This is a genomic window from Pseudoalteromonas sp. 2CM28B (assembly GCF_023161935.1).
Genome location: NZ_JALNTH010000018.1, coordinates 82723 through 108824, shown reverse-complemented (window position 1 = coordinate 108824; position 26102 = coordinate 82723). Strand labels below are relative to the sequence as shown.

23 protein-coding genes are annotated in these 26102 nt (G+C 41.2%); 14 read left to right on the top strand and 9 right to left on the bottom strand.

The annotated features are described in order from the left end of the window. Positions 1 to 36: 36 nt before the first annotated feature. The 4 genes from MTN96_RS21205 to map form a co-directional block, all read right to left on the bottom strand. Entirely contained in the window at positions 37 to 1029 is a 993-nt protein-coding gene (locus MTN96_RS21205; protein WP_248532694.1) for a tetratricopeptide repeat protein, read from the bottom strand. 260 nt (positions 1030 to 1289) lie between these two features. Beyond that, the gene (gene dapD / locus MTN96_RS21200; protein WP_013465432.1) at positions 1290 to 2117 is read right to left on the bottom strand and encodes a 2,3,4,5-tetrahydropyridine-2,6-dicarboxylate N-succinyltransferase; all 828 of its coding nucleotides are present in this window, start codon (positions 2115 to 2117) and stop codon (positions 1290 to 1292) included. A 9-nt stretch (positions 2118 to 2126) separates the two neighbouring features. Beyond that, complete coding sequence (glnD, locus tag MTN96_RS21195; protein ID WP_069438633.1) at positions 2127 to 4745, bottom strand: [protein-PII] uridylyltransferase; 2619 nt, start codon at positions 4743 to 4745, stop codon at positions 2127 to 2129. 168 nt (positions 4746 to 4913) lie between these two features. Beyond that, the gene (gene map, locus MTN96_RS21190) at positions 4914 to 5699 is read right to left on the bottom strand and encodes a type I methionyl aminopeptidase (protein WP_008467527.1); all 786 of its coding nucleotides are present in this window, start codon (positions 5697 to 5699) and stop codon (positions 4914 to 4916) included. Between the two features lie 272 nt (positions 5700 to 5971). On the opposite strand from map, the gene rpsB reads away from it, so the two are divergent. The 14 genes from rpsB to MTN96_RS21120 all read left to right on the top strand — a co-directional run bounded on the left by rpsB (position 5972) and on the right by MTN96_RS21120 (position 19591). Then, on the top strand, positions 5972 to 6700 hold the full coding sequence (rpsB, locus tag MTN96_RS21185) for a 30S ribosomal protein S2 (RefSeq protein ID WP_024601804.1): 729 nt from the start codon (positions 5972 to 5974) through the stop codon (positions 6698 to 6700). 104 nt (positions 6701 to 6804) lie between these two features. Further along, complete coding sequence (gene tsf, locus MTN96_RS21180) at positions 6805 to 7656, top strand: translation elongation factor Ts (protein ID WP_013465429.1); 852 nt, start codon at positions 6805 to 6807, stop codon at positions 7654 to 7656. A 158-nt stretch (positions 7657 to 7814) separates the two neighbouring features. Beyond that, on the top strand, positions 7815 to 8564 hold the full coding sequence (gene pyrH, locus MTN96_RS21175) for a UMP kinase (protein ID WP_016899281.1): 750 nt from the start codon (positions 7815 to 7817) through the stop codon (positions 8562 to 8564). Between the two features lie 50 nt (positions 8565 to 8614). Then, positions 8615 to 9136 (top strand): ribosome recycling factor, encoded by a 522-nt coding sequence (gene frr, locus MTN96_RS21170; RefSeq protein WP_215908014.1) that lies wholly within the window; start codon positions 8615 to 8617, stop codon positions 9134 to 9136. 256 nt (positions 9137 to 9392) lie between these two features. Beyond that, a complete protein-coding gene (locus tag MTN96_RS21165; RefSeq protein ID WP_036981930.1) occupies positions 9393 to 10172 on the top strand; it encodes an isoprenyl transferase in 780 nt (259 codons plus the stop codon). A gap of 21 nt (positions 10173 to 10193) precedes the next feature. Then, positions 10194 to 11060 (top strand): phosphatidate cytidylyltransferase, encoded by an 867-nt coding sequence (locus MTN96_RS21160; RefSeq protein WP_248532693.1) that lies wholly within the window; start codon positions 10194 to 10196, stop codon positions 11058 to 11060. Further along, positions 11057 to 12259: a 1-deoxy-D-xylulose-5-phosphate reductoisomerase gene (ispC, locus tag MTN96_RS21155; protein WP_248532692.1), complete on the top strand. Its 1203-nt coding sequence runs from the start codon at positions 11057 to 11059 to the stop codon at positions 12257 to 12259. The genes MTN96_RS21160 and ispC overlap by 4 nt, the downstream gene beginning before the upstream one ends. Position 12260: 1 nt before the next feature. Then, a complete protein-coding gene (gene rseP, locus MTN96_RS21150; protein ID WP_036981936.1) occupies positions 12261 to 13613 on the top strand; it encodes a sigma E protease regulator RseP in 1353 nt (450 codons plus the stop codon). Positions 13614 to 13719: 106 nt separating this feature from the next. Then, complete coding sequence (gene bamA, locus MTN96_RS21145; RefSeq protein WP_036983418.1) at positions 13720 to 16191, top strand: outer membrane protein assembly factor BamA; 2472 nt, start codon at positions 13720 to 13722, stop codon at positions 16189 to 16191. Positions 16192 to 16202: 11 nt separating this feature from the next. Then, positions 16203 to 16721: an OmpH family outer membrane protein gene (locus MTN96_RS21140; RefSeq protein ID WP_036981939.1), complete on the top strand. Its 519-nt coding sequence runs from the start codon at positions 16203 to 16205 to the stop codon at positions 16719 to 16721. A gap of 7 nt (positions 16722 to 16728) precedes the next feature. Continuing rightward, positions 16729 to 17751 (top strand): UDP-3-O-(3-hydroxymyristoyl)glucosamine N-acyltransferase, encoded by a 1023-nt coding sequence (lpxD, locus tag MTN96_RS21135; protein WP_036981941.1) that lies wholly within the window; start codon positions 16729 to 16731, stop codon positions 17749 to 17751. A gap of 27 nt (positions 17752 to 17778) precedes the next feature. Further along, on the top strand, positions 17779 to 18231 hold the full coding sequence (fabZ, locus tag MTN96_RS21130) for a 3-hydroxyacyl-ACP dehydratase FabZ (protein WP_036981943.1): 453 nt from the start codon (positions 17779 to 17781) through the stop codon (positions 18229 to 18231). A 2-nt stretch (positions 18232 to 18233) separates the two neighbouring features. Continuing rightward, positions 18234 to 19004, top strand: a complete 771-nt coding sequence (gene lpxA, locus MTN96_RS21125; RefSeq protein ID WP_013465422.1) for an acyl-ACP--UDP-N-acetylglucosamine O-acyltransferase — start codon at positions 18234 to 18236, stop codon at positions 19002 to 19004. Between the two features lie 179 nt (positions 19005 to 19183). After that, positions 19184 to 19591, top strand: a complete 408-nt coding sequence (locus MTN96_RS21120) for a septal ring lytic transglycosylase RlpA family protein (RefSeq protein ID WP_036981945.1) — start codon at positions 19184 to 19186, stop codon at positions 19589 to 19591. Here MTN96_RS21120 and cydC read toward each other — a convergent pair. From cydC to MTN96_RS21095, 5 genes are read right to left on the bottom strand one after another with little or no spacing between them, the layout of a single operon-like run. Continuing rightward, a complete protein-coding gene (cydC, locus tag MTN96_RS21115) occupies positions 19588 to 21324 on the bottom strand; it encodes a thiol reductant ABC exporter subunit CydC (protein ID WP_248532691.1) in 1737 nt (578 codons plus the stop codon). The genes MTN96_RS21120 and cydC overlap by 4 nt on opposite strands. Further along, positions 21317 to 23092 (bottom strand): thiol reductant ABC exporter subunit CydD, encoded by a 1776-nt coding sequence (gene cydD / locus MTN96_RS21110; RefSeq protein ID WP_248532690.1) that lies wholly within the window; start codon positions 23090 to 23092, stop codon positions 21317 to 21319. Before cydD ends, cydC begins: the two co-directional genes overlap by 8 nt. Further along, positions 23082 to 23246, bottom strand: coding sequence for a cytochrome bd-I oxidase subunit CydX (cydX, locus tag MTN96_RS21105; protein ID WP_004586934.1), 165 nt, complete (start codon positions 23244 to 23246; stop codon positions 23082 to 23084). Before cydX ends, cydD begins: the two co-directional genes overlap by 11 nt. 12 nt (positions 23247 to 23258) lie before the next feature. Beyond that, positions 23259 to 24398 (bottom strand): cytochrome d ubiquinol oxidase subunit II, encoded by a 1140-nt coding sequence (cydB, locus tag MTN96_RS21100; RefSeq protein ID WP_069438627.1) that lies wholly within the window; start codon positions 24396 to 24398, stop codon positions 23259 to 23261. Continuing rightward, complete coding sequence (locus tag MTN96_RS21095; protein WP_036981954.1) at positions 24395 to 25978, bottom strand: cytochrome ubiquinol oxidase subunit I; 1584 nt, start codon at positions 25976 to 25978, stop codon at positions 24395 to 24397. Before MTN96_RS21095 ends, cydB begins: the two co-directional genes overlap by 4 nt. Between the last annotated feature and the right edge of the window lie 124 nt (positions 25979 to 26102).

Below are 26102 nucleotides of genomic sequence, written 5' to 3'. Positions count from 1 at the left end.
GGATAGACTTTTACATGCTAAGGACTAAATCGAGTCTTAGCGTTTCCAATTACATTGCTTTACCAGCTCAAACCAAGGGCTGGTAAAGTCCTTAGCGACAATAGAAGCGGGTAAGGTTACAGCTACATCTAGTTTGTTGGCTAAATAGCGCGCGACCAGTTGTTTCATTTTATCACTTTCTAATTGCTCATAAGCTGTTTGTAACTGTTGTTTGTCTTTTTGGCTTATAAAACCACCGGTCAAATTTTTGTAGCCTATTTCAAGCCAAAGAAGTAATGCTTGTTTTGCTTCGTTGGGAAAGGCATGGGTTAATGTGGCTGTTGGGCTATAGAGTCGCTCAAAGTTAATTTGCTGCTCTTGAATCAAAAAAACCATTAATAAATTAAGTCCGGTTGAGATTTGCCCCGCGCGTTTATCAATGTTTTGGTTATTACTTAATGCACTTCTAAAATAGCGCTCAGCTTCGGGTATATTACCCTCATCGAGGGCTAAATAACCTAAGTTACTCTCTATCAATGCGGTTACATTGGGAAGCTGTAATTGTGTGGTGATTTTATGGCTATCAAGGTACAAGGCACGCGCTTTTGCAAAGTCATCTTGCGAGCGAGCAACCAATGCCATACTGTTGGTGAGTGTTAACCGTTGACGATCGTTTTGCGCATATTTGTAAGCACATTTAAATGAATATTGGGCATCGTCTAAATATTCTGCATGGCGAAGCCATATTCCCAAGGCACTCATAATGGTGGTCAGCTTTTGTTTGAAATAGTCAGTTTGATGATGCTGAAATATTGCTTCAATCGATGTATAAAGCTTGTCATAGTGACTTGTAGGTACTGCTGTACGGGCATAGATAAGGTGCCAGCGAATAAATAATTCTGGCGGCATGAGTTGTAACCCTGTGAGGTTTTCTAAAATAGTAATAGATTGAGCTGGATTAACAGTAAGATAATCTTCGGCTTCGTCTAATTTTTTTTCAAAGGTATTGAAGTCATTAGCAAAGACGTGTTTTGAACATAATAATATCAACCAACTTATTACAAAAAGCCGCAACAACTTAACCTCGACAATCGAACTATGCGTTAATTCACTATAGTTGTAGGCATCTAACAAAGCAACGCAATTGCGATGAGCATACTCAACGATGTGGCTATCTGCTATAGCTAAAAAACAAAAAAGCCTTAAACCCAGAAGGGTTTAAGGCTTTTAAAGATTCAATTAAAGTTTAGCTAAAGTACTTAACTTTAAAAGTATCGTTGGGTTTCATTTCACTCAATCCAAGCACCGTATTACTCATCAATCGAGCGCAGTAGGGCATTAATGCCCACTTTTTCGCGAGTTTGTTTGTCTACTTTTTTCACAATAATAGCCGCATACAAGCTATGGCTGCCATCTTTTGAAGGTAGAGCACCTGGAACCACAACTGCGCCGGCAGGTACGCGGCCATAGTGAATTTCACCGGTTTCACGGTCGTAAATACGGGTACTTTGGCTGATGTAAACACCCATTGAAATAACGGCGCCTTCTTCAACAATTACGCCTTCAACAATTTCTGAACGTGCGCCAATAAAACAGTTGTCTTCAATGATGGTAGGATTTGCTTGTAACGGCTCTAAAACGCCGCCTATGCCTACGCCGCCAGATAAGTGTACGTTCTTACCAATTTGAGCACATGAGCCCACTGTCGCCCATGTATCAACCATGGTGCCATCGTCAACAAATGCACCGATGTTTACGTACGATGGCATTAATACGACATTTTTACCTACAAAGCTGCCTTTACGAGCAACGGCGTTGGGTACGACACGCATGCCGCCTTGCTGAAATTGCTCGGGCGTGTAGTCGCTAAATTTAAGCGGTACTTTATCGTAAAATTGATTCACGCCGTCGTTCATTGGCTGATTTTCACGAATTCTAAATGAAAGTAGTACTGCTTTTTTAAGCCACTGGTGAACAACCCATTCGCCTGAAATTTTCTCTGCAACGCGAGCAGCGCCGCTATCTAATAGCTCAAGCGCATCTATAATCGCTTGTTTAACATCGCTTGATACTGTAGCAGGGCTAATGCTGTCGCGGTTATCCCACGCATTTTCAATCATGGTTTTTAAATCTGACATAGTGTCCTCTTATTCAATTTCGGCGTTGAGTTTTTTACGTAATGCCTGATGAATTTTTGCTTGCTCTTCATCAGTCAGCGCTTGATATTCGTTATTTGATACCACAAAGAAATCTTCTGCACGTTCGCCTACCGTGGTAATACGTGCGGCATGTATGTGGAGTAAGTAAGCTTGAAAAACCTCGGCTATTTTAGTTAATAGTCCAGGTATATCAACCGCTTGAATTTCTATTAAGCTACGATCCTTACGAGGATGCGGGCGCAGTACAATTTTAGGTTTAATATTAAAGTCTTTAAAACGCTGTGATCGGCTCTTTTTAAAGCGTATTTTTTTACGTGGATCATGAAGCGCTTGCTCTAATCCGCGTTTAATCGATTGTGCGCGGCTACTGGCAATCGGCTCGCCGTTAACTTCTAAAATAACAAAGTTGAACAGTACGTAGCCATCTTTAGTGGTCAGTACTTGGGCGTGCTGAATTTGCGCTTTTTTAGAGCCAATAACACTAACCAGTCGAGCAAAGAGCGCACCTGAATAGGGGCTATAAGCAAACACTTGGGTACCGCCATGCATCGCTTTATTAGAAACGATAACACTGGGCTGGCTTAAATCAGTGCACTTGAGTAAGTGCTCAGTATGCCAAGAAATTTGTTGCTCACTAAAAGCGGTAAAGTAATTTGCTTTAAAACGGCTCCAAATTAAGTCAATTTGCTCCTCGTGATAATGCAAATTAAGCAGGCGTTGCTTAGCTTGGTGCTTTTTATCACGAATTTGGTCGCGTTGATCCATCGGGTTTTCAAGCCCAAGGCGCAAGGCGCGCTGTGTGTGCAAATAAAGCTCGCGCAGCAGCGTGTTTTTCCAGTCATTCCATAGGTTGTCATTGGTGGCTCGAATATCAGCCACGGTTAAACAATAGAGGTAATCGAGTTGGCGTTCGGTTTTTACTCGCGATGCAAAATCTTTTATTACATCGGGGTCGTTAATATCTTTACGTTGCGCAGTTACCGACATAAGTAAGTGGTTGCTTACCAACCACGCTATGAGCTTACCATCTGAAGAAGCAAAACCATGCAGCTTTGAAAACGTTATGGCATCAACAGCGCCCAGCTCTGAGTGATCTCCTCCTCGCCCCTTAGCAATATCATGAAAAATACCAGCTAAATACAGTAATTCGGGTTTATCCATGCGCGTGACTATTTCACTGCAAATTGGAAATTCACTAATGCTGGTTTTATCGAAGTATTGGTAAATATTATTAATTAATTTATGGGTATGTTCATCTACGGTATAGGCATGAAACAAATCAAACTGCATTTGGCCAAAAATATTGCGCCACTGCGGAAGGTAAGCTGCAATCATGCCGTGCTTATGCATTAGCGTAAACGCACGGCCCATACCGTTAGGGTGCTTTATAATACGTAAAAAAGCTTCGCGGCACGCGGCATAATCTTGTAAGTCACCTAATAAGCGACGACGTACTTGGCGGATAGTTCGAATAGTGCTTGGGTATATATGGGTAATTTCTGGGTGATCAGCAATGTGCTCAAATAATACAAAAAGTTGGTCACGCCTAAAAAATACTGACGGACTTTTTACCCGAATTTGATGGCCAACGCGTTCAAAATTACGATCAAGTTCTTCAACAGTGGCTTGGCTGCTGTCTGGTGAAATACTTTGCTCAAAGTACGAAAGTAGCATTTGATTAAGTTCACGAACCCGGCTCATTATTCTGAACAAGCGTTTCATCATGCGCTCAACAGAGGCTTTTCCATCACTACCAAAACCCAAAATTTCAGCCGCTTGCGGTTGGTGATCGAATAATAAACGGTTTTCTGAGCGACCTGCGGCTAAATGCAAAGCAAAGCGAATATTCCATAAATTTTCAAGGCACTCTAACAGTTCTTGGTATTCTTCGTGAGTTAGGTAGCCGTGATTTATCAACTCTTGCAAGGTTTCGGCTCTAAAGTGTTTTTTTGCAACCCAAATAATGGTTTGTAAGTCGCGCAGCCCGCCTGGATTTTCTTTTATATTAGGCTCTAAATTATAAGCCGTACCATGACATTTTTTGTGGCGTAAATTTTGCTCTTGTACTTTTGCAACAAAGAACTCTCCAGAGCCCCATACAGGCCTTTCGATGAGGTGACTTTTGAGCTTTTCGAATTCAATATGGTTGCCGAAAATTAATCGGCTTTCTAGTAGGCTGGTGGCAAAGGTAACATCTTCACGTTTTTGCTCTATGGCTTGTTCAATGGTGCGTACACTGTGACCTATTTCTAAATTAAGATCCCACAGCATAGTGACAAACTGGCCAATTTTTTCGCAAATATCGTCGTTGGGTTGCTGGGTAACAAGCAGTAAAAAGTCAATGTCGGAGTAGGGATGAAGTTCACCGCGACCATAACCTCCTACAGCAATTAAAGCGAGATCTGGCTCGTGGGCTAAATCGAAAACATGAAAGAGTTTAATCAGTAACCGGTCTATAAATTCTGCACGGGCGTTTATTAGATTACCAACGGGTTGTTTTGAGAATTCATTATGCAACCATTTATAAAAATAGGCAGAGCAATCGCGGTATTCGCTAAGTTGCTGAGCATCATTGAGCAACTTTTTTACTTTGTTAGGTAATGCCACTTAGGCTGGCTCCTATATATGGACTGCATTATAAGTCTTGGATTAAGTTATTTTTATACTGTGTTTGCTGCAAAGGGAATAAATCATGTTATTTCCCTTTGCAGCAAACCACTTAATCTGTGAACAGGCTAAAGCCTGCTTAGTATCATGATTAAGCGCACACTAAGATTAGTGCTCGATGATTCTATCGATAGTATCATCTGATCGTAGTGTTAAAATTTCAACACCATTTTCAGTTACCAGTAAGGTATGTTCCCACTGAGCTGATAAACTACGGTCTTTTGTTACCACAGTCCAGTCGTCTTTTAGTAATTTACATTGGCGTTTGCCTGCATTGACCATGGGCTCGATTGTTAAACACATACCGGCTTTTAATGTTTCGCCTGTACCTGGTTTTCCGTAGTGCATTACCTGTGGTTCTTCATGAAATTCACTGCCAATACCGTGCCCGCAGTATTCACGTACGATAGAGTAATTAAAGCTCTCTGCATATTTTTGAATAGCTGCACCAATATCACCAAGGCGAACACCCGGTTTTACCATTTTAATGGCAAGGTAAAGGCTTTCTTGAGTCACTTCTGCAAGGCGTTTGCCTTGAATGTTAGGTGTGCCAACATGGAACATTTTTGAAGTATCACCATGGTAACCATCTTTAATAACAGTAATGTCAATATTGACACTGTCACCGTCTTTTAATGCTTTGTCGTTCGGAATTCCGTGACAAATTACATGATTTACTGAGGTACAAATTGATTTTGGAAAACCATGATAATTAAGAGGAGCAGGAACGGCATCTTGCACATTAACAATATAATCATGACAAATTGTATTTAGCTCATCGGTGGTGATACCTGGTACCACATGTGGTTCGATCATTTCTAGCACATCAGCAGCCAAACGGCCGGCTACACGCATTTTCTCGATTTCTTCAGGGGTCTTAATCACAGCGCTCATTGAGGCTCCAAAGTTGCGTTTTTAGATGATTATCGTCGCACAATTTTTGCACGAGACGTTGAGTATTTAATTTTAATATGGTATAAAGCGCGCCGTCTTTTTACAAATAAATTCTTAAATGATTTTTTGTATTTAAGGCAAACACAATTTTATTTTAACACACACACGTATCGTCACATACACTTGGGTGCATTTCAGTTTCATTTAACTGCGGTGTTGGTGCTATGGGATATGTGGAGGCCTAACCCTAAACAACTTAGAGGATTTACAAAATGGCAAACGTTTCAATGCGCGATATGCTTCAAGCTGGTGTTCACTTTGGTCACCAAGCACGTTACTGGAACCCTAAGATGAAGCCTTTCATCTTCGGCGCACGTAACCGTGTACATATCATCAACCTTGAGCAAACTGTACCAATGTTCAACACTGCACTTAAGTTTTTATCTAGTGCTGCTGCAAACAAAGGTAAAGTTCTTTTCGTTGGTACTAAGCGCGCAGCAAGCGAAGCAGTAAAAGAAGCTGCTTTACAAAGCGATCAATTCTTCGTTAACCACCGTTGGTTAGGCGGCATGTTGACTAACTGGAAAACAGTTCGTCAATCAATCAAGCGTCTTAAAGACCTTGAAGCTCAAAGCCAAGACGGTACTTTCGAGAAGTTAACTAAGAAAGAAGCGTTAATGCTTACTCGTGAAATGGACAAGCTTGAAAAAAGCCTTGGTGGTATTAAAAACATGGGTGGCCTTCCAGACGCTATCTTTGTAATCGATGCTGACCACGAGCACATTGCTATCCGTGAAGCTAACAACCTAGGTATCCCAGTTGTTGCAATCGTTGATACTAACTCTAACCCAGACGGTGTTGATTACATCGTGCCTGGTAACGATGATGCTATCCGTGCAATCAACCTTTACACTAGTGCTGTTGCAGCTGCGATCACTGAAGGCCGTGAGAGTAACATCGTTGCTCAAGCTGAAAAAGATGACTTCGTAGAAGCTGAGTAATTAGCTGTCATCAAGTCTTCATCTTCTAAAGGTGAAGACTTGCTATTCTTGTGGAGCGGGTAACCCGCTTATCTAAACCTGATTTCAGATTTGAGGATTTACTAATGGCTGTAACTACTGCCCTAGTTAAAGAATTACGCGAGCGTACTGGCGCTGGCATGATGGATTGTAAAAAAGCGTTAACTGAGACTGATGGTGACATCGAGTTAGCGATTGAAAACATGCGTAAGAGCGGTGCTGCAAAGGCTGCTAAAAAAGCAGGTAACATCGCTGCTGAAGGTACTATCATCATCAAGCAAAACGCGGGTGTTGCAGTACTTGTAGAAGTTAACTGTCAAACTGACTTCGTAGCTAAAGATGCAAGCTTCTTAGCGTTTGCTAATAAAGTTGCAGATGCTGCTATTGCTGACACTTCATCTATCGAAGACTTACAAGCTAAGTTTGAAGAAGATCGTGTTGAGCTAGTAACTAAAATTGGTGAAAACATCAATGTACGTCGTCTTCAGTACATCACTGGTGAGCAACTAGTTGAGTACCGTCATGGCGAGCGTATTGGTGTTGTTGTTGCAGGTGTTGCTGATGAAGAAACACTTAAGCACGTTGCAATGCACGTTGCTGCTTCAAACCCAGACTACCTAACGCCAGATGATGTACCTGCTGATGTTGTTGAAAAAGAAAAGCAAGTACAAATCGACATCGCGATGAATGAAGGCAAGCCTGCTGAAATCGCTGAGAAGATGGTTGTTGGTCGTATGAAAAAATTCACTGGTGAGGTTTCTCTTACTGGTCAAGCTTTCATCATGGAACCTAAAAAGTCTGTTGGCGAAATTCTTAAAGAGAAAAACGCAACAGTTACTGGCTTTGTACGTATGGAAGTTGGTGCAGGTATCGAGAAGAAAGAAGAAGATTTTGCTGCTGAAGTTGCTGCTCAAATTGCAGCTGCTAAAGCTAAGTAAGATTAGCTATTTGTGATGCCAAAGGAAAATACATGCAATTAAAGTACTATTTGCTTTTGCGTCACGCTTAGAAATTCTTTAAAATAACCGCGCTTTTATGTTTAACATAAGCGCGGTTATTTTTTATCCATAATTCAATAAAAGTTGGCCCCAAAACTATGACTATCAATCGCAAACCTATTTTTAGACGTGTTCTTCTCAAATTAAGTGGTGAAGCTTTAATGGGAGACGAAGGCTTCGGCATCGACCCTAAAGTTTTAGATCGTATGGCACAAGAAATTAAAGAGCTCGTAGAACTCGACGTAGAAGTGGGTTTAGTTATTGGTGGCGGTAACTTTTTACGTGGTGGCTCACTAGCCGAAGCGGGTATGAACCGCGTTGTTGGCGACCACATGGGAATGCTTGCAACTGTCATGAATGGTCTTGCTATGCGTGATGCGTTGCACCGTGCATTTGTAAATTGCCGTTTAATGTCAGCCATTCCTTTAAATGGCGTATGTGATGCGTATAACTGGGCAGAAGCCATTAGCTTATTAAAAACAGGTCGTGTAGTTATTTTTGCAGCTGGTACGGGTAACCCGTTCTTCACAACTGACTCTGCAGCGTGTTTACGTGGCATTGAAATTGAAGCTGACACAGTAATTAAAGCAACCAAAGTAGATGGTGTATTTAGCGATGATCCGGTTAAAAACCCAGATGCGACACTTTACCGTCACTTAAGCTACAATGAAATTATTGATAAAGAACTAAAAGTAATGGATTTAGCGGCATTTACATTAGCTCGCGACCATAATATGCCATTGAGCGTATTTAATATGAATAAATCAGGCGCATTAAAACGCGTAATAATGGGTGAAGAAGAAGGGACCCTTATTTCTTCACAAGCCTCAGATGAAGTTAGTAACTAGATTAGGATTAAACCGTGATTAACGATATTCAAAAAGATGCGCAAGCGCGCATGCAAAAAAGTGTAGCAGCACTTGGTAGTCAATTATCTAAAATTCGTACTGGCCGTGCTCATCCTGCAATTTTAGACGGCATCATGGTGTCGTACTACGGCGCACCAACACCGTTAAACCAAGTTGCAAATGTAACAATTGAAGACTCACGTACATTGGCTATTGGTGTATTTGATAAGTCATTAGCGCAAGCTGTTGAAAAAGCCATTATGGCATCTGACCTTGGTTTAAATCCAATGTCTGCAGGTACAGTGATCCGTGTACCACTTCCTCCATTGACTGAAGAACGTCGTAAAGATTTAATTAAAATCGTACGTGGTGAAGTAGAAAGCGGTCGTGTTGCCATTCGTAACATTCGTCGTGATGCAAATGGCGATATTAAAAACTTATTAAAAGATAAAGACATCTCTGAAGATGAAGCGCGTCAAGCTGAAGATGCTATCCAAAAAATCACTGATAAGTTTATCAAAGAAATGGATACGCAACTAACAGCGAAAGAAGCTGAGTTGATGGAAATCTAATTGCTAATCTAGGCTCGGATTAACAGCTTTACTAAAGTAACTAAGTCGTTGTTTATATGCCTTCGCACTTAACTTTAATTGTTTGATTTTAAAGGGTAACAGATTGTGTTTACTCTTTACTATTGGCTCGATTATCAGTAAATACAAGGTTGTTAGCTGTATAATTATTTGCTTTATGTAGATTTATTATCACGGGTACAGGTTAAAATTATTAGTTTTGAAACGCCGTCTGGGGTATACTAGGCGGCGTTTTTTTATGGAATACACAAAATTTATGGTTCTAGACGCTGATACAATTTCACAGCAATGTTTACCTAAACATGTTGCCATCATCATGGATGGGAACGGGCGTTGGGCACAAGCTAGAAATAGACCTCGTGTATATGGGCATAAAAAAGGCGTGGATGCAGTTCGTCAATCCGTGCAGTTTTGTACTAAATTAGGAATACAATCGTTAACCTTATTTGCTTTTAGTAGTGAAAACTGGCGCCGCCCTGAAGACGAAGTAAATACACTTATGGAGCTTTTTTTATTTGTACTGAGTAAAGAAGTTAAAAAGCTGCAAAAAAATAACGTAAAACTAACCATCATTGGAGATTTATCTCGATTCTCTGAAAGCTTGCGCGCTAAAGTACATACAGCTCAAGAACTAACAGCGAACAATACCGGGCTGCACTTAAATGTTGCGGCAAATTACGGTGGTCGCTGGGATATGACTCACGCTGCTAAGCAAGTTGCTTTACAAGTAGCGAATGGAGAAATTGACCCAGCAGATATTACAGAAGAACATATTGCACAGCATATGAGTATGGCAGATCAAGCTCAGCCTGATTTATTGATCCGTACCGGTGGCGATGTCAGAATTAGTAACTTTTTACTTTGGCAGGCAGCCTACGCTGAACTTTATTTCACAAATACACTTTGGCCTGATTTTAATGAAGCTGCTTTTGCAGAGGCCATTGCATGTTACGTTGCCAGAGAGCGACGTTTTGGTTGCACGGGCGAACAAATAAAACAATTACTCGCTCAAACCTAAAATAGATTAAGGGTCATCATTTTGTTAAAACAACGTATTTTAACCTCACTAGTGCTAGCGCCATTAGCACTGGCTTTGGTTTTTTACACCCCACTAACGTTATTTAGTTATTTTGCGGGTGCTATTGTATTAATGGGCGCGTGGGAGTGGTCTGCCTTTATGGGACTATGCGATAAGCCAAAACGTGGCGCCTTTGTATTATTAGTGGCAGTATTACTAGGGTTACTCAATTTGCATTGGCCTATAGAGACTCTATGGCAAAATGGTCAACTTGTAGGCGATGCTAATTACTTATTTACCTTGTCGTTTTCTTGGTGGTTGGTAGCCAGTTATTTAGTGTGGCGTTACCCTGCTATGGCCAAAGGGTGGAACGAAGGGCTTGTGATGCGCGGCATTGCTGGTTTGTTGACCTTAATACCGCTATGGCTTGCACTTAACACACTGCGTAGTGCGCAATATACTGAATCTACTCACTATGGCTCTGTGCTTATTTTAGTTGTATTAGGCATTGTATGGAGTGCCGATATAGGCGCTTACTTTACAGGTAAAAGTTTTGGTAAACATAAGTTAATGCCTAAAGTTAGTCCAAATAAAACCATAGAAGGCCTCGCAGGTGGCGTGGTTGCTGCGGTGTTATTTGTACTGGCTTTTTGTTATTACACTAACGTTGATACCTCTGTATGGCCTATTTATGCAGTTATGACAGCGTTTATTGCCTTGTTTTCTGCGGTAGGTGATTTACTTGAGAGTATGTTTAAGCGCGAAGCGGGACTTAAAGATAGCGGCAGTTGCTTACCAGGTCACGGTGGTATTTTAGACCGTATTGATAGTTTAACTGCGGCAGCACCGATGTTTGTTATTTGCTTTGCTTGGACGCTTAGCTTATGAGTGCTGTGCAACAACTGGTTATTTTGGGTGCGACGGGGTCGATAGGTCTTAGCACGTTAGATGTTGTTGCAAGAAACCAACAGCAATTTAAAATTTTTGCATTGACCGCAGGACAAAATGCAAAAAAAATGGCTGAACTGTGTATAGCTCACCAGCCTCGTTATGCTGTAATGGCATCTGAATTGGCGGCTAAGCAGCTTTCTGCGCTTTTAAAGCATGAGAGTAAAACACAAGTAATGCATGGCGAGAAAGCCATGAGTGAGCTCTGTGCTCATGGTGATGTTGATACGGTTATGTCAGCGATTGTTGGTGCAGCCGGATTACTCCCTACCTTGAGCGCTGTTGAAGCGGGCAAAAAAGTATTGCTTGCCAACAAAGAGTCACTGGTGATGTCGGGTCAGTTATTCATTGATAAAGTTAAAAAGCATCAAGCAACTTTATTACCCATCGACAGCGAACATAATGCTATTTTTCAGTGTTTACCTGGTGCGTTACAAAATACCCAAGGTGAAGCAAAACTTGAGCATCATGGGGTTAGCAAAATTTTACTAACCGGTTCTGGTGGCCCATTTTTAAACCGTGATATTAATACGCTTGGTAGCGTTAGCGTCAATGAAGCGGTTGCTCACCCTAATTGGTCTATGGGGCAAAAAATATCGGTAGACTCAGCTACAATGATGAACAAAGGCTTAGAGTTTATTGAGGCAAAATGGTTATTTAACTGTGATGCAAGCGATATTGATGTGGTGATTCATCCTCAAAGTATTATCCATTCTATGGTGCAATACCAAGATGGCTCTATTTTAGCGCAAATGGGTAACCCTGATATGCGCACCCCGATAGCACATGCACTTGCCTTTCCACAGCGAATTGATGCGGGTGTTAAACCATTAAACTTTTCTGATATTTGTGATTTTTCGTTCACCAAACCTGATTTCTCGCGCTACCCTAATTTAAAATTGGCAATTGCCGCGTGTGATGCGGGACAGGGCGCAACCACTACGGTGAATGCTGCCAATGAAATGGCTGTAAATGCATTTTTGCAGGGGCAAATTAGTTTTACTGATATTTATAAAGTGAATGCGAAAACGTTAGAGGCAGCAAAGTTTACCAATGTGCAAACGCTCGATGAAATTTTAGAGTGTGATCGTTTAGCACGTTTGAGCGCAGCGCAGTTTATAACCAAAGTGGTGCATTAAAATGTTCGATTTTTTTTGGAATTTAGGCTCGTTTATACTCGCACTCGGTATTCTAGTGACCGTTCATGAATATGGTCATTTCTGGGTGGCACGTAAGGCGGGCGTTAAAGTACTGCGCTTTTCAATTGGTTTTGGTAAACCCTTACTAAAATGGTACGACAAATACAATACTGAATACGTGATTGCGGCAATCCCACTCGGTGGTTACGTAAAAATGTTAGACGAGCGTGTTGATGAAGTACCCGAAAACCAACGTCATTTATCGTTTAATGCTAAATCAGTTCAAGCCCGCATAGCCATTGTGGCAGCAGGGCCGATGGCGAACTTTTTGTTCGCTATTTTTGCTTTAGCGGCCATGTACATGGTAGGTGTGCAAACCATAAAACCTGTTGTGGGTAGTGTTGTTGAAGGCAGCCGAGCTGAACAGGCCGGTATTATGCCAACCCAACAAATTATTAAAATTGGTGATGACGACATAAGTAATTGGCAAGATGCGACCTTTTCTTTGATGTCTCATTTAGGTGATAAAAGCGTTGCCGTAACCTTACGTAACGAAAATTATCAGCAAACAGTGCAAACACTTAACCTAGATGGTTGGAAGCTTGATCAACAAGATGTACCGCCGCTCAGTTCGTTAGGTATTGTACCGTTTCGTCCTCAGGCAACCTTAGTTATTGCCGCTATTACTAAAAACTCAGCTGCTGAACAGGCTAATTTACAGGTTAACGACGTTATTTTAGCTGTGAATGGTGAAACAATGAGCGGTTGGCAGCAATTAGTTAATCTTATTACTCAATCGGCTAACAAATCCTTACAATTTAGTGTAAAAAGACAAGATAGTATAAAAACAATAACAGTTACTCCAAAGCGCCGGGTCGTCAGTAATGGCATAGAGCAAGGCTTTTTGGGTGTTGCTCCCGTTGTAGAGCAGTGGCCTGATGATTTTGTAGAGACTAGACATTATGGGCCACTAGATAGTATTGTGCTGGGCACAAAAGAAACATGGCGTTTAATTACGCTGAGCTTTGACATGATAGGTAACTTAATAACAGGCCAAGTGTCGGTTAAAAACCTAAGTGGACCCGTCGGCATAGCCGTAGGCGCCGGCACCAGTGTTAGTTATGGATTAGTCGCATTTTTAAGCTTTTTAGCTTTGATAAGCGTTAACTTGGGAGTATTTAATTTACTTCCTCTGCCAGTGCTTGATGGTGGGCACTTAATGTATTACATAATTGAACTTTTTCGTAAAAAGCCAGTCTCTGAAAAGACACAAGAGTTTGGTTTTAAAGTGGGAGCCTTGCTACTCATTTTTCTAACATGTTTCGCTTTGTTCAATGATGTATCCCGCTTGTAGTTATGTAAGCGTGGTAACGACAAATTAGAACACGATTGTAAAGCTCGTAAATATTTAATTTCCGATGCTAAGCGGTAATACAGTTGTAAAGGATAAAGATAATAAAATGGCTATAAAAAAACATTTGGTAGTTTCAAGTTTATTGGGTGCAAGCTTTGCAGCCCTAGGCCAAAGCTCCTTTATTGTTGAAGATTTAAAAGTTGAGGGATTGCAACGTGTTGCACTTGGTGCTGCATTAACGCATATTCCTATTAACGTGGGGGACAATGTTGATGAATATACAATTTCAAAAACAATTAAGTCACTTTATCGCTCTGGTCACTTTGACAATATAAAAGCGTTACGCGATGGTAATAGCGTTATTTTTAAAGTAACTGAACGTCCAACCATTAGCTTTATTGAATTTGAAGGCAATAAAGACATAAAAGATGAGCAGTTAAATCAGTCACTCGATCAACAAGATATTCGCCAAGGCGAGCAGCTTGATAAAACGGTAATCGATAACATCGAAAAAGGCCTGATTGAATTTTTTCACAGTATTGGTAAATACAATGCAAAAGTGGAGATCAGTGTCACTAAATTACCACGTAATCGCGTTAAATTAAGACTTGAGTTTGACGAAGGCGATGCAGCCTCGATTCGTCAAATTAACTTAGTGGGTAATGAGCTTTTCTCAAACGAAGAATTATTGCAACTAGTTGAGTCGCAGCAAGACTTACCATGGTGGCAGTTTATGGGTAGCGACCGCTATCAAAAACAAACCATTGAAGGCGATTTAGAGAAAATTCGTAGCTTTTATTTAGACCGTGGTTATTTGCGTTTTAATATTGATTCAACTCAAGTATCAGTGAGTCCTGAGCGTGAATCGGTTTATGTAACGGCAAATATCACCGAAGGTGTAAAATACAAAGTGAAAGGCTTTGATTTTATCGGTGATTTACTCGGCCGAGAAGAACTAATAAAAAGTGTTATTCCACTTCGTACCGGAGAGCTCTATAACGGCTCGGTGGTGACTTCTTCAGAAGAGTTTATAAAAAGTTACTTAGCTCGTTTTGGATATGCTAACGCTGAAGTACGCACCATTCCAGAAATTGATGATGAAAACCAAGAAGTACAACTAACTTTGTCAGTTGACCCTGGAAAACGTGTTTATGTTCGTCGAATTATTGTAGGTGGTAACCAAAATACAGCTGATGAAGTACTACGTCGTGAAATGACACAGCTTGAAGGTGCATGGCTATCTAACCAAAACCTTGAGCGTTCTAAATTGCAAATTCAACGCTTACCTTATATGGAAACTGTTGACTTTAACGTAGTGCCTGTTCCAGGTGTAGATGACCAAGTAGATGTTGATTTTACTGTTAAAGAGCAATCTGCGGGCAGCTTCAATGCCGGTCTTGCTTATGGTTCGTACCTAGGTCTGCAATTTAATATTGGTGTAACTGAATCTAACTTTTTAGGCACAGGTAACCAAATTGGTTTTAACATTAATACCTCGCGTGGCTCTGAGCGTGTCAGTGTGTCGTACACAGACCCTTACTTTACGCCAGATGGCGTATCGCAAGGCAGCAGCGTTTTTTACAGTAACTACGATGCTAGCCAGTTTAGCTTGATTGACTATAAGTCAAAAAGTTATGGCCTTGGGACAAACATTGGTTTTCCAATTGATGCCATTAACCGTATTAACTTTGGGGTTCGTTGGATAGAAGAAGAACTATCAGATATCGCTGAATATGAGCAAACACGTGTATTACGTGAAACCTTTCTCGATCCAGAGAATCCTGATGCGGGCTTTGAGTTTACTAAGTATGAGTTAAGTGTAGGTTGGTCGCGTGTAACGGTAAACCGTGGTTTATTCCCAACCGCTGGCTCAAGACAAACATTAAACCTAACAGCAACAACGCCGAATTCAGATTTAAAATACTTTAAATTAAATTACGATTCACGTTTTTACTGGCCGATTTCAAACGATCATCGTTGGGTGTTCTCAACGCGTGCGGCATTAGGTTACGGTAATGGTTATGGCTCTACTAACGGGTATGAGCAGACGCTGCCATTCCAAGAGTATTTCCGTATTACAGAAATGGAACTACGTGGCTTTGATAGAAATACTATCTTACCGCGTGCAGTATCACGAGTACCGCAATCTATACCAGGCACGCCATCGGGTGATGGTACAACCACAGGTAATATTGGTGGGGCGTCAGAGTTTGACGTGCTAATACCACAAGGTCGTATTGGTGGTAATGCTAAAGCAGTGGCAGGTATGGAGCTTATTGTTCCTACACCGTTCTTAGATGAAGAAAACACCAGTTCGGTGCGTACGAGTTTCTTTGTTGACGCTGCCAATGTATGGGATACCGAATTCAGTGTTGATCGCTATCAAAACTTAGGTATTGATGAGCGTGCAAAATTAGATGATTATTCAGACCCAATGCGCTTTAGGGTTGCAACCGGTTTATCATTACAATGGATCTCACCTATGGGTCCTATGCTGATCAGCTTTGCGTATCCGTTGCAAAAAGAAGAAGATGACGATACCAAGACCATCAGTTTTAATATTAGTAACACTTTCTAAAGGAGTTTTTTGTGAAAAAATTATTCAAATCAACAGCTGTTGCCGTTTTAGCTACACTTATGATGGGTACATCAGTTAATGCTTTTGCTCATAAAGTGGGTATTGTAGATATGCAAGAAATCTACAAGCAGCTTCCACAAATGGCTAAAATTGAACAGTCTTTACAAACTGAATTTGCTGAGCGTCGTCAAGAGCTTGAAAAGTTACAAGGCGATATTCGCTTTGAAGCTGAAAAGTTTAAGCGTGAAAGCACCACAATGAGTCAAGATCAAAAAGACGCATTACGTGATAAAATTCAAGGTATGCAAAAAAACCTTGCTGAAAAGGGTCGTCCGTTAGAGCAAGAAATTAAAGCACGTCAAAATCAAGAGTTGGCTAAAGTTCAGACTTTAATCATTGAAACTATCCAAGAGATTGCTAAAAAAGGTGACTTTGACGAAGTTAAAGTAAAAGACACAACAATTTACTTTAACCCTAAAGAAGTAACTGATCTTTCTGATAAAGTTGTAGACGCTGTAAGTAAGAAATAATTAATCTATGCAAAATTATACGCTTTCGCAAATTGCGGAACTTCTAGGCGCTGAGCTTCAAGGTGATGGCGCTTTAGAAATAAAAAAAATAGCGACACTTGCAAATGCCCAGACTGGGCATATTGCATTTTTAGCGAACAAGAAATATCGCTCTCAGCTTGAAACAACACAAGCCAGTGCTGTGATACTGGGCCCTGAGGATGCGCCTTATTTTTCAGGCAACAAAATCATCGTCGCCAATCCGTATGTGAATTACGCTAAACTCGCTCAGTTAATGGATACCACGCCACGTAGTGCCATTAGTGGTATACACCCAAGTGCGGTTATACATGCCAGTGCGCAAGTCAGTAAAAGCGCATCCATAGGCGCGAATGTTGTAATTGAAGCTGACGCTGTGATTGGCGATAACGTACAAATTGGTCCGAACAGTTTTATTGGTGAACGTGTTAAAATAGGCTCAGGCACCAAACTATGGTCAAGTGTGAGCGTTTATCATGATGTTGAGATTGGCGCAGACTGTTTATTTCAAGCGAATACTGTTATTGGCAGCGACGGTTTTGGTTATGCGAATGAACGTGGTCAATGGCTTAAAATTCCACAACTAGGCTCAGTGATCATTGGCGATAAAGTCGAAATTGGTGCAAGCACCACCATAGATCGTGGTGCACTCGATGACACTATTATTCACAGTAACGTTATTATTGATAATCAGTGTCAAATAGCACACAACGTTGAAGTTCAGTCAGGCACTGCAATTGCCGGTTGTACTGTACTTGCAGGCAGTGTCAGCATAGGTAAAAATTGCCAGATTGGCGGCATGACCGCAATTAACGGTCACATGTCTGTATGTGATGGTGTTATAATTACTGGTATGAGTATGGTGACTAAATCAATCACCGAACCGGGTATTTACTCATCCGGTATGCCTCATACGACTAACAAAGAATGGCGAAAATCAATTGCTCATTTGCGTAACCTTTCAGACATGAAGTCACGTCTAAAAGCGCTTGAAGCATTGAATAAGTCATGAACGTTGAACACTAATAAGGATGCTATTTTGGCAAACGAATTAAATAGCCTTGATATTCAAGAAATTTTAAGTTTATTACCGCACCGTTACCCGATGCTTCTGATTGATCGCGTTATAGATTTCACCCCTGGTGAATCGTTACATGCAATTAAAAACGTATCGATTAATGAACCCATTTTCACCGGCCATTTCCCAAACCAGCCGATTTTTCCTGGTGTGCTAATATTAGAGTCAATGGCACAAGCAACGGGTCTATTAGGGTTTAAAACGGTTGAAAATCGTAATGAAAACGAACTTTACCTATTTGCAGCCGTAGACAATGCTCGTTTCAAGCAGCCGGTTGTGCCAGGTGATACCATGCATCTTCATGTTAAGTTTTTGAAAGAGCGTCGTAACATATGGAAATTTGCGGCTGAAGCTAAAGTTGACGGCAAAACAGTGTGTAGCGCCGAAATCATGTGTGCTAGAAGAGAGTTTTAATTGTGATCCATGCTACGGCAATAATCGAACCGGGTGCAAAACTTGGTAACAATGTGTCAGTTGGACCATACAGTTACATCGGTAATGATGTTGTTATTGGTGATGACTGTATTATTGAGTCTCACGTTGTTGTTAAAGGGCCTGCTACTATTGGCTCTGGTAACCATATTTTTCAGTTTGCTTCTGTGGGCGAAGCCTGCCAAGACAAAAAATATAACAACGAGCCAACCAGCTTAATTATTGGCGACAACAATGTTATTCGTGAATGTGCGACTATTCATCGCGGTACAATCCAAGATGAAGGTGTTACCAAAATAGGTAGCAATAACTTATTTATGGCTTACACTCACGTTGCACACGATGCGGTGATTGGCGATAACGTTATTTTTGCAAATAATGCCAGTGTAGCGGGTCACGTTCATGTTGGTGATTGGGTTATTTTAGCGGGTAACTCAGGTGTGCATCAATTTTGTAAAATTGGTGCTCATGCATTTGTTGGTATGTATTCTGGTGTAAATAAAGACGTACCTCCTTTTGTTACCACCATTGGGATGCCAGCAGGCCCTGCAGCAATCAATACCGAAGGTATGAAACGCCGTGGTTTTGAAAGTGATGAGATAATGGCAGTACGCCGCGCTTATAAAGCGTTTTATCGCAAGAGCCTAGGCGTTGATGAAGCGATAGAATCGCTTTCAGAAGACGCTGAAAAATACCCAGCTGTTCAACTGATGATTGATTTTGTTAAAAGCTCAGAGCGCGGTATCGTGCGTTAATAAAGAGCATTTTAATTTATAAAAAAACCACCTTTGAGTAATCAAGGTGGTTTTTTTATTAGCTGATATTTGATTAATAACTCAGCCATGAAGTGCATGTTGCTGTGTTTATTAAATTCAGTCTCTACTCAGGCTTACCTTATTACACTCCCTACATATTTTCCTATAAAGTATTAATAATGAAACGGATAAAGTTAGTATTTATTTCAGTATTATTAGTGATTTTGACCGCCTGTAGTACTGCGCCAAGTAATATAAATAATCAACAACGTGATGTTGCAGAGCAAGGTAAAGCATCATTTTATGCTGATAAATACCACGGCCGAACTACTGCCAGTGGCGAGCGATTTAGCCAACAAGCAGCAAGTGCTGCGCACCTAAGACTCCCATTTGGTACAAAAGTGAAAGTTACCAATATTGCTAATAATAAGTCTGTAGTGGTCAGAATTAATGACAGGGGGCCTTATATTCGGGGGCGAATTATTGATTTATCTAAGGCGATGTTTAAAAAAATAGCCGACCCTAAAGTCGGCGTTATTGATGTAACGGTCACCGTTATTGATAAAAGTAACACTGCTAAGGACTAAAAGCGGGTCGTTAACGCCACATAGTCAGGGTGTTCATTGAGCAATTGTTGATGTGGACCTTGAGCGATGATTTTCCCACTGTCTAACCAGATGACACTATCCATTTGCGATAACAACGCTGGATCGTGTGTGATTGTTAGTACACTGGCACACTCTTTTAGCTGTAAAATACTGTTCATAACGGCTTGTTTAGAAATATTATCGAGCCCTTCAGTGGGTTCATCGAGCACTACAATGGCGGGTTGTTGCAGCAGCGCTTGTGCTAAGGCAATGCGTCTTGACTGGCCTTGAGATACATTTCGCCCGCCGGTACCTAAACGAGTATTTAAACCTTCTTTTAGCGCGCTAAACCAGTTACCCAGCTCGGCTTGATTTAACGCCACTGTCATTTGTTGCGCTGTTGCATCAGGTGCCGCATAGGCAAGATTATCGCTTAATGTACCATCAAAAATATGATGCTGCTGGGCTAAAATATTTAATGTTTTTGCACGGCTTTCATTATTTAAATTTTGCAGGTTTATTGTTTCTTTTTCGTTTTGTAAGCTAATTGCACCTTGTTGCAGAGGCCATAAACCGCTTAGTAAATTCACTAAGGTTGTTTTACCACTGCCGCTTCGTCCAACAATCGCCACTTTATGCTTTGCAGGTAGCTCAAAGCTCACATTATTTAATGCCTGCTTTTGGCCATAGTGGTAACTAATTTTATCTAGCGAAAGTGTCCATTTTTTATTTTTTGAATCAATAACTTGTGGCGGTACCTCGTTTTTCTTCAGTACTTTATCTTCAAGGGTAAATAGTCGCTCAGCTGATTTTAATACATTAGGTAGTTCAATAAACGCGTTGGGTAGTAACAATACGCTTTCAAAACTGGCCAGTACAAACAAACTCAACATCGCCAATTCAACATTTACCATCTCGCCGCTAAATACCAGCGGTACAATAGTGACAATGCTGGCGAGCATAGCCAGTTGCACTATGAGTAAGCTCAAACCATCAGCATTGCTAAGAGCCTTATGACGAATAAATAATTGCTGATTATACTGCTTACTTAACTGATCACACTTAGTGAGTTGTTGGTTTCGAGCTTGGTAAATATTTAGTTCTCTAAGACCCGTTAAGGTATCAGCTAGCTCAGCTCTTAATTGGGCGCTGAGTAATGTTTCTTGGTGGCTGTTTTTATCTAATTGTCTGCTCAATATAACGGGTATAACCACCCCAATAACAACGATGCCCGTAAAGCAAATTAAGGCTACACTTGGGCTGTAAGCAGACATAAACAGCATAATAATAGGCACAGTGAGTAAGGCTACTAACATCGGTAGCAACACATTTAAATAAAATTTATCTAGTGCGTCTACATCATTTTGTAAGCGGTTAACTAAATCGGCACTGCGGCTCATAGCCAAATCAAGGTTATTAAGTTTACTGAGTGTGGCGAACATATTTACTCGTATTTCACTTAACAATAAAAATGTGGCGTTGTGAGTAACTAAGCGTTCAGCGTAACGTGAGGCGGTGCGCACAATCGCCAAAAAACGAATGGTGCCAGCTGGGGTAAAGTAGTTCATATGGACGCCTGTAAGTCCTGCGGCAGCCATAGAAGCTAAAAACCAGCCGGAAATAGCGAGTAAGCCTACATTAGCTAGCACCGTGAGTGACGCTAGAAACGTCCCTAAAAGCATCGCTTTATAATGAGGGCGGCACAATTTAAGTAACCGAATAAAGTTAGTCATTAGTCGCTCCATGTTGCGCTGTTTGCAGCAGCTTTGCAAATTCGCCAGCTTGCTGGCTGAGCGTTATAAAGTCGCCTTGCTGAGCGATGGCACCGTTTTCCATAACGATAAGTTGTTTGGCATTTTTTACTGTATTTAAGCGGTGCGCTATGGTGATCACTAAGTGTTCTTTTGCATACTCAGCAATAGCGTTTTGAATGAGCTGTTCAGTTTGACTGTCTAAATGAGCGGTTGGCTCATCAAGCATTAAAATAGGGGCGTTTTTTAAAAATGCACGAGCTAAAGCAATACGCTGCTTTTGCCCTCCAGAGAGCCCTTCGCCTTGTTCACCTATTAAGGTGTTAAACCCATCAGGTAAGTCGTTAATAAATTCCAGCGCACCAGCTTGCTGCGCCGCTTGCTCAAGTGCTGCATTTGAAACGCCTGGGTTACCTAGCTTTATATTAGCGCCAATGGTGTCGTAAAATAAGGTTGGCTTTTGTGGGATCCAGGCAATGTTTTGTTGTAATTGGCTTATATCGGCTGTCGTCAATGGTTGTTGGTCAATGGATATGTGTTGTATTACTTCTGGGTGAAAACCAAGCATGCAATCAAGTAGGGTGCTCTTACCTGAGCCGCTAGCTCCCACAATGGCTACTAGTCCTTTGCTTGGCAGGGTTAAATTAATATTATTAATTCCCTCATTGCTATTAGGGTAACTAAAATTGAGATCATGGACGCTGATAGTGCTGTTACCCTCCATGTTTATATGAGCTGTGTGGTTATTATTTTTTGATGGCAGTGGTGCATTTAAAATGATTAGCATATCTGCAGCAGCACTAATTCCTTGTAAGCGCGCATGATAATGGCTGCCTAATTGGCGAAGCGGTAAGTAAAATTCAGGCGCTAGCAGCAATACTACAAAGCCGGTTGCAAAGTCGAGCGTGCCAAAAAATAATCTAAAACCAATAATAACCGCTACCAGTGCCACACTAATTGTGGCTAAAAACTCCAGTGCAAAAGAAGATAAAAAAGCAATTTTTAACACGCTTAGCGTTGCATGCCTAAAATCATCTGAAATTTGGGCTATTTGCTTTAGCTCTTTGCGCGTAGCATTAAACAGTTTTAGTTGGGTAAGCCCTTGTACGCGATCAAAAAAGTAATTACCGAGTACAGCTAATTGTTGCCAGCGCTGTTGATTGAGTGCCTCGGCCTTATGGCCAACCAAAATCATAAAAAATGGGATAAGCGGGGCGGTTAATAAAAATATTAAGCCTGCCTTGTAATCGGTAGGGAATATAACCACTAATATGGCCACTGGAATAAGCGCGCTATAGGCAACACCAGGTAAATATTTAGCGTAGTAATCGTGAAGTGCTTCAACGCCATTGTGCAGCGTGTTGAGTGTAGCGCCTTGACCGTGTTGTTCAATATAACTAGGGCCAAGTTGAGTCAATTTGGTTAATAAGGTTTGGCGCATAGCCGACTTTATTTTAAGTGCCGCATAAGCACTGAGCCTTTCACTAATAGCTAAAAATAGAGCTCTGAGTAAAATAATTCCCGCGAGAGGCCAAAGTAAGTGATTTACTTGCTCAAGGCTTGCGCCTGCAAACATGACGTTGTGAATAGCCTGTGCCAGTAAATACGCACTAGCAATCATTAAAATAGCGTTAAATGTGCCCAGTGCAATACTTAACTTTAACCATGCACCCGCAGGCTTACTTTGCTTTTTTAAAAAAGCGCGCAGAGATTGCTGCTGCGCGCGATTTGGTCGGGGGTTAGTCGTCATCTTTTGTATTGTTAGCTTCGTTTAGTAAATCGTGCATAGGTTGTTCATCATCAGCAATACTGTTCTTATTTTGATGAAACTCGTACCACATTACATTAATAACCCCTAAGGTACAGGCTAAAAGTACCCCTAAAATCCAAGCGAAATACCACATAATTTAGTCTCCTTAGTAGCTACCGTGTGTGTTATTTTCAATTTCTTCGACTGTTACTCTGCGCCACATTTTTACGTAACACCACGTGGTGTAGGCCAGGATTAACGGAATAAATATAACAACAGCAACAAACATAATATTGAGTGTTTTGTGACTCGATACAGCATCCCAAATAGTTAAGCTAATATCAGGGTTATTAACCGATGGCATAATAAATGGGAATAGCGACACACCTGCCGTCATAATAACGCCAATTAACATAAAGCTGGTTGAAATAAGCCCAAGTGCTGGCTTGTTAAGCTTTGAGAAAAGCAGGGCACTGAATGCCATAGCAAAACCTAAAATAGGGAAGGTTATTGTCCATGGGCGCTCACTGTAGTTGTTAAGCCATGCGCCTTTTGCTGTGCTTACTACTTTTGCCAGCGGATCTGCGTGGCTTTGCGTATCAGGCATCGACACAATTTGGTAGCCATTAATGTTTGCCACCCAAAAGCCAGCTGCTGCAAACAAAACAATAAATACCACTAAGGCATAGCGGCCATATTGCGCTGAGCGCTGTGCAACCGCATCTGCTGTGCGCAATTGCAACCACATACCTGCATGGGCAATTAACATGGCTACACTGATTAAACCCGCTAGCAAACCAAATGGGTTAAGTAAGCCAAAAAATGAGCCTTGGTAGCTTACACGTAGTAGATTATCAATGTTAAACGGTACACCTAAAAATAAGTTACCAAAGGCTACACCAAATACTAAAGCGGGAATGGCGCTGCCTGCAAATAGGCCCCAATCCCAGTTATTACGCCAGCGTTTAGAGTCTATTTTTGAGCGGTAGTCAAAACCTAACGGTCTAAAAAATAATGCAAATAAGACCAGCATCATAGCAAAGTAAAAACCCGAAAATGCGGCGGCATAAACCATAGGCCACGCTGCAAACAAGGCACCGCCTGCAGTAATAAACCATACTTGGTTACCATCCCAGTGGGCACCAATGGTATTAATAACGGTACGCCGTTCACTGTCTGTTTTGCCCACAATACGCAGTAACATGGCAACGCCCATATCCATGCCATCGGTAATTGCAAAGCCTATAAGCAGTACGCCAATGAGCAACCACCACAGCATTTTTAATGTTTCATAATCAAAAATCATAATTGCTCTCCTGCGTCTTTATCTGCTTTGTTTGGTAATTCAAAGTGATACTTACCTGTATGTAATGAGCTTGGGCCTTGTTTAATAAAGCGCAGCATTAACCATCCCTCTACAATAGCAAGGCCGGTGTAAAAAATAATAAATCCAGTTAAGCTAATTAAAATATCGTTTACCGTCAGTGACGAAGTCGCTAAAAAGGTTGGTAATATTTCAGATATTGCCCAAGGTTGGCGGCCGTATTCGGCAACGATCCAGCCAAACTCTATTGCAATCCAAGGGAGTGGGATACTCAAAACCGCAGCCCACAGCAACCAGCGTTTTTGCTCAATAATGCGGTGTGCGTTGTAATAAAATGCCAGTACAAACACGGCGAGCATTACTACGCCACAGGCAACCATTATTCTAAATGACCAAAACATAGGGCCCACTCTAGGGAAGGAGTCTTTAACCGCCATTTGAATTTGTTCCTCTGTGGCATCTACCACATTGGGGGTATAGCGTTTGAGCAATAAGCCATAACCTAAATCATCTTTGAGGGAGTCAAATTTAGCTAGGTTTTCTTCGCTGTCTTCGCCATTTCTAAGTTTTTCGAGATATTCGTACGCTATCATGCCATTACGAATACGCTTCTCGTGTTTTTTCTCTAAATCAGAAATACCAACTACTTGCTCATCTAGAGAGCGAGTAGCAATAATCCCCAATGCGTAGGGTATTTTCACTGCTGCATGGGTAACTTGCTCATCTGAATCAGGAAAACCAAACGCAGTAAACGCTGCAGGTGCTTCTTCGGTGTGCCACTCAGCTTCTATGGTGGCTAGTTTTACCTTTTGAACCTCGCCCACTTCATAGCCTGATTCGTCACCTAATAAAATAACACACAGTATTGACGCTAAACCAAAGCCGGATGCCACCGAAAACGAGCGTTTTGCAAAGGCTAAATCACGGCCTTTTAATATGTACCAACTACTAATACCCAGTACAAACATAGAAGCGGCAACATAACCTGCCGATACAGTATGAATAAACTTAACTTGTGCTACAGGGTTAAATACAAGCTCAGCAAAGCTAGTCATTTCCATGCGCATAGTTTGATAGTTAAATTCTGCTCCCACAGGGTTTTGCATCCAGCCGTTAGCAATTAATATCCATAGCGCCGACAAATTAGTACCCAGCGCCATTAAAAAGGTAGCACCTAAATGTTGGCGTTTAGTTAACCTGTCCCAGCCCAAAAAGAACATACCCACAAAAGTTGACTCTAAAAAGAACGCCATTAAACCTTCAATAGCCAGCGGCGCGCCAAATATATCGCCTACATAATGTGAGTAATATGACCAGTTAGTACCAAACTCAAATTCCATGGTGAGGCCCGTCGCCACGCCAATAGCAAAGTTAATACCAAATAACTTGCCCCAAAACTTAGTCATATCACGATAAATTTCGCGACCGGTCATAACATAAACCGATTCCATGATAACTAAAATCCAGGTCATACCGATTGTTAACGGCACAAATAAAAAATGAAATAGAGCGGTGACAGCAAACTGTAATCGCGATAGATCCACAAAGGTTTCATCTATCATTTTTGGCTCCTTTGGTTGTGATGCAGTGACAGCACAAAGCAATTGTTAATGTTTTAATAAGCTTTCAGTAATTTCTGAAAGTTTGCGTTATTATTGGCGTTTGTACAATTTTTGTCAATATGTA